This is a genomic window from Fontibacillus panacisegetis, from assembly GCF_900102215.1.
Taxonomy (GTDB): Bacteria; Bacillota; Bacilli; order Paenibacillales; family Paenibacillaceae; genus Fontibacillus; species Fontibacillus panacisegetis.
In genome coordinates, this window is the sequence record NZ_FNBG01000070.1 from 1 (window position 1) to 6126 (window position 6126).

The 6126-nt window shown below is 38.9% G+C and carries 1 protein-coding gene; it reads right to left on the reverse strand.

All coding sequences use genetic code 11. The features are described from left to right. The coding region (locus BLS49_RS24340; RefSeq protein ID WP_139173185.1) for a non-ribosomal peptide synthetase at positions 1–6126 on the reverse strand (6126 nt) is incomplete at both ends.

Below are 6126 nucleotides of genomic sequence, written 5' to 3' on the forward strand. Positions count from 1 at the left end.
GAGACCCCTGCTACACATAACTCACCTACAACTCCAACCGGACACAATCTGCTAACAGAATCAAGTATATATATACTTACATTATTTAGAGGTTTCCCTATCGGTACATTAACCATTGTCTCTGGCATACTTCTGATTACATGCTGACAGATATCATCAGATGCCTCTGCCGGACCATAGGCATTGATCACAGGAATTTCAGCGCAAATATTAAACCATTGTCTTAACAAATAAGGCTTAACCATCTCGCCTGTGATCATCAAATACTTCAATTCTGGCAAACGGATTCTGCTGTCTTCTATATAGTCCATCATTACTGACATGTAGGAAGGTACGACTTCAAGCAAAGTCACACGATCCTTAGCTATAGAATCTACGAATCGCTTCGGTTCCAATACTAATTCGTTGGAATAAATAACGGTGGTTCCGCCCAAAGCTAATGCCCCTACCATTTGCCACACTGAAATATCAAAGCAATGATTCGCGTTCTGAGCAAACACTAAACGCTGATCAAGCTCTAACATATCCCGCTCTGCCAGAATATGATTCAACATCCCTGCATGTTCAATCATGACTCCCTTTGGTTTCCCTGTGGAACCTGATGTGAACAAAATATAAGCTAAGCTGGAGGGGTTGATCCTTTTCTTCACATCATCTTGATTTATAGCATCTAATTGCTTCTCAATTTGATCTAAACAAATGATTTCTCCATGATACCCATTCTTGAACTCCTCCGTAACATGCTTGGACAAGGTCAAAATATATTTCACGTTAGCTTCCTGTAGAATATCTAATCGTCTTTGAATAGGATGATCTACATCAAGTGGCAAGTATGCACCACCTGCTTTCCAAATCCCCATGATGCTTCGAATCATGTCAGGTGTTCGATCTAACATGATGCCTACAACATCTTCATCTTTTAAACGATTGTTTAGAAGGAATCCAGCTATTTGATTCGCTCTACTATTTAATTCCTCATACATGACCTCTTGTTCTTCATACAAGATCGCAGTTTTGGTCGGTGATTGAACCACCCATTCCTCGAACAAATCTAATATAGTCTTTTCATGCTCATATTCTACTTTTGTATCATTAAATTCGCATAAGATCTGATTCTTTTCCATTTCGGTAATGATTTCAATCTCACGGATTTGCTTCGTTGGAGCATCTAATATTTCATGTAGAATATGTTCAAAATGTACCGCCATTCTTCGTATGGTTTCTTCATGGAATAGCTTGTCACAATACTCCCAATTCACCATGTATCCATCCAGCGTATTTTCCACAGTAACTGTCAGATCAAATTGGGCTATATTAGATTCTATTTCGACAGTTTTAAATTGTAGGCCCTCTGCTGACACCTCTTCTACTTCATTATTTTGTAGCACAAATAATACGTCAAAAATCGGATTTCTTGACATATCTCTCTTTACATTCACTTTATCCACTACATCTTCAAAAGGATATTCCTGATTCTCATACCCCTTCAGACAGGTTTCTTTAATCTCAGCCAAGAAATCAGCATACGATTTTTGCCCTTCGGGTTTGCCTCTCATCGCTAATGTATTTACGAACATCCCAATCACATTTTCAGTATCCTCATGCGTTCTGCCTGAGATCGGACTTCCGACGACGATGATATCCTCTTGTTGACTATATTTGTGCAATAGCACCATCAATGTCGATAGCAATGCCATATATTCCGTTGTACCTGTCTGTTTACATAGCTGTTGTACTTGTGCTTTAGTCATAGCACTTAATTTAATATTAAAATCCGCACCGCTAAACTGCTGGCTTTGTGGTCTTGGATAGTCTAATGGCAAATCTAACACAGGTATTTCGTCGCTAAACTGATCGATCCAGTAGGCTTCCTGATTACTAATGTCTTTCTTTCTCATCCATTCACTGTAATCTTTGTATTGTACATTCAGAGCTTTCAGTTTTTCTCCGTTATACATCTGCGAGAATTCTTTCGTGATGATATTCATCGTCGCACCATCAGAGATAATATGATGCATATCAAACATTAACAGGTTCTTTTCTTCCCCATATTTGACTACCTTTGTACGTAGTAATGGGGCTTCTCTATAGTTGAATGGACGTAAGAATTCTCCTAATAACTCGTTGATATTCGGGGTCGGGGTTCCTACAATTTCTTCATATGCAAAATCTATTTCTACCTCATCTTCAATTTTTTGTACCAGCTCCCCTTCTACCATATGGAAGCTCGTTCTTAGACCTTCATGTCTTTGAGTTAACTTTTGAAACACATCTTTTATTTTTTCGAGTTCCAGTCCCCCTTCAATTTCCATAACACCTGGCATATTATAAACTGTTCCCAAGTCATCCATTGTATTGATGATATACATTCTCTTCTGTGCGGATGACATCGGATAATAGGCTTGTTTCTCCACCTGCGGGATAGCCTTGTACGTAGTTTCTTTCGTATTCTGTAAAACTTCACTCAATTCCATAACGGTTTGACGCTCAAATAGAGTCTTCAATGGCATCCTTATACCTACATTAGACTCGATCAGATTCACAACACGGATCGCTCTTAATGAATGTCCTCCTAATTCAAAGAAACTATCGTCAATGCTAACCTGTTCTAGTGCTAACACTTCCTTAAAAATAGCAACCAACGTTTCTTCCAGCTCAGTTCTTGGGGTTACATATTCTTTAGTTCCCAGCATATCGGGTTCGGGAAGCGCACGCCGATCTAGCTTGCCATTGGCCGTTACAGGTAGCTTCTCAAGCATCAGGAAATAAGACGGGATCATATACTCAGGTAAATCTTTTCTGATCTTACTCTTCATTTGCGCTATGTCGACTTCATCGGCTTGATCCTCACTGACCACATAGGCACAAATATACTTATCTCCAGATTGATCTTCTCTCACAATTACAGTTACATCACGTATTCCCTCATATCTTCTAATTACTTCTTCTATTTCACCTAATTCAATTCTAAATCCTCTTACCTTAACTTGCTCATCAACTCTTCCTAAATATTGTAAATTTCCATCAGGCAACCATTTAGCTAAATCACCTGTTCTGTACATGGTAGTTCCTTCTTGATATGGATGATTTACAAATTTCTCTGTTGTTAACTCTGGCCGATTAAGGTACCCTCTTCCTACACCTTCTCCACCAATACATAATTCGCCTATCATTCCTACTCCACATAACTGGTTCTCATTCATAATGTAGGTTTGCGTATTGGAAATAGGTTTACCAATTAATACTGTTCTTGTGTTAGCTTCAGAATTTGCATGATAAATATAATCGCAACATCCAATTGTAGTTTCCGTTGGACCATACTCATTATGAATATCAATATGCATCCCTAATTTTTGAAGTGTGTCATAGGCTGTTTTCGATTCTAATTCTTCACCACCTACGATTAAGCACTTCAAATTACTCATGATTTCAGCTTTATCATGTCCACATATTAGTTTGAGGTGAGATGGAGTTAACTTAATGATAGATAGCTCTTGGTTATTAAAAACATCAAATAGATCGATTTCAATTCCTTTGTTATAAATGAACAGCTTTCCGCCGAAACACAACGGTACAAATATAGAGGTCATCGTTAAATCGAAGCAAATATTTGTGAATAGTGGCATGATGGGCTGCCCTGTTACATATTCCTGTTTACAATACATCAGATAATTCAGCAGGTTCGCAAGGGTAATATTCACGCCTTTAGGATTCCCTGTAGATCCTGACGTGTAGATGCAATAGCACAGACTTTGATCTGCTATTTCAACCATCGGATTAGAACTGTTCACGCCATTCAGCAAATCAACCATTTGAACTTGTCTACACCCGGCAATTTCCTGCACAACGTGTGGATCTTCTGAAATCAATACTTTAGCCTGACTATCCAAAACTATAAATTCTTTACGTTCTGCTGGATAATTTATGTCTACAGGCAAAAATGCTCCACCACTTTTTAGAATACCTAATATAGCTGCCATTAGATCACTACTTCTCTTTAATGAAAATGCAACAACATCATTAGGCTTAACACCCCAGGAGATGAGCTCATTCGCTATAATATTAGCTTTTGTATCCAACTCATCATAAGTCATCTTCTGATCATCATAGACAATCGCAATCTCTTGAGGTGTCTTTCTTACTTGGTCCTCAAATAACTCTTTGATAGACTTATCCTTTGGATATACGACTTTTGTATCATTAAAATCGAACAAGATTTGATTCTTTTCCATTTCCGTGATGACTTCGATTTCACTGATCTTTTTCGTGGGGTTCCCTAATACTTCACTTACGATTTGTTCAAAATGGGCGGCCATTCTCCGTACCGTTTCCTCTTTGAACAGCTCATCGCAATACTCCCAGTCGATCATGTATCCTTCAGACGTACTATTCACAGTGATGGTCAGATCAAATTTGGCTACTCTGGATACCGTTTGTATCTCTTCAAATGCTAATCCTTGCGCGGATAATTCATCTTCCTCATTATTTTGCAACACAAACATAACGTCAAAAATCGGATTTCTTGACATATCTCTCTTTACATTCACCTTGTCCACAACATCTTCAAAAGGGTATTCCTGATTCTCATACCCCTTCAGACAGGTTTCTTTAATCTCAGCCAGGAAATCAACATACGACTTCTGTCCTTCGGGTCTGCCTCTCATCGCTAACGTATTTACGAACATCCCGATCACGTTTTCAGTGTCCTCATGCGTTCTGCCTGAGATCGGACTCCCGATGATAATATCCTCTTGTCGACTATATTTGTGTAATAGCACCATCAATGTCGACAGTAATGCCATGTATTCCGTGGTACCTGTTTGTTTACATAGCTGTTGCACTTCTGCTTTAGTAATAGCACTTATATTAGTGTCAAAGGCCGCACCACTGAACTGCTGGCTTTGTGGTCTTGGATAGTCTAATGGCAAGTCCAGCACCGGAATGTCGTCGCTCAACTGATCCATCCAATAGGCTTCCTGATTACTAATATCTTTCTTTCTCATCCATTCACTATAATCTTTGTATTGTACATCCAGAGCCTTCAGTTCATCTCCGTCATACATCTGCGAGAATTCTTTCGTGATGATATTAATCGTCGCACCGTCCGAAATAATATGATGCATATCGAACATTAACAGGTTTTTTTCTTCCCCATATTTGACTACCTTGGTACGTAGCAAAGGAGCTTCTCCCAAATTGAATGGACGCAAAAATTCTCCTAGCAGCTCGTTAATAGGCGGGATTCCGACCATTCCTTCTGCATCATCAATCTCTTCATATGAAAAATCTATTTCTACCTCATCTTCTATTTTTTGTACCAGCTCCCCTTCTACCATATGGAAGCTCGTTCTTAGACCTTCATGTCTTTGGGTTAACTTTTGAAATACATTTTTTATTTTTTCGAGTTCCAGCCCCCTTTCAATTTTCATGACACCTGGCATATTGTAAACCGTCCCCAAATCATCCATTTTATTTATGATGTACATTCTCTTTTGTGCGGATGACATCGGATAATAGGCTTGTTTCTCAACCTGTGGAATGGCTTCGTACGTAGTTTCTTCCGTATTCTTTAAAATTTCACTCAACTCAATGATCGTTGATCGCTCAAATAGAGTTTTCAATGGCAATCTTATACCTACATTAGACTCGATCAGATTAACGACACGAGTCGCTCGTAAAGAATGTCCTCCTAGTTCAAAGAAACTATCATCGATACTAACCTGGTCTAGTCCTAACACTTCTTTAAAAATAGCAACCAAAGTTTCATCCAGCTCATTTCTTGGGGCTGTATATTCTTTAATTCCCAGTATGGTTGGTTCGGGAAGCGCGCGCCGATCTAGCTTGCCATTGGCCGTTACAGGCAATTTCTCAAGCGTCAGGAAATAAGACGGGATCATATACTCAGGCAAGTCTTTTTTGATCTCACTTTTTATTTGCGCTACATCAACTTCAACTTCGTTCGCTTGATCTTCACTAACTACATAGGCACAAATATACTTATCTCCAGATTGATCTTCTCTAGCAATGACTGCCACATCTCTTACACCTGTTTGTTTTCTAATTACACTTTCAATTTCTCCCAATTCAATTCTGTAGCCTCTGACTTTGACTTGTTCATCCATTCTT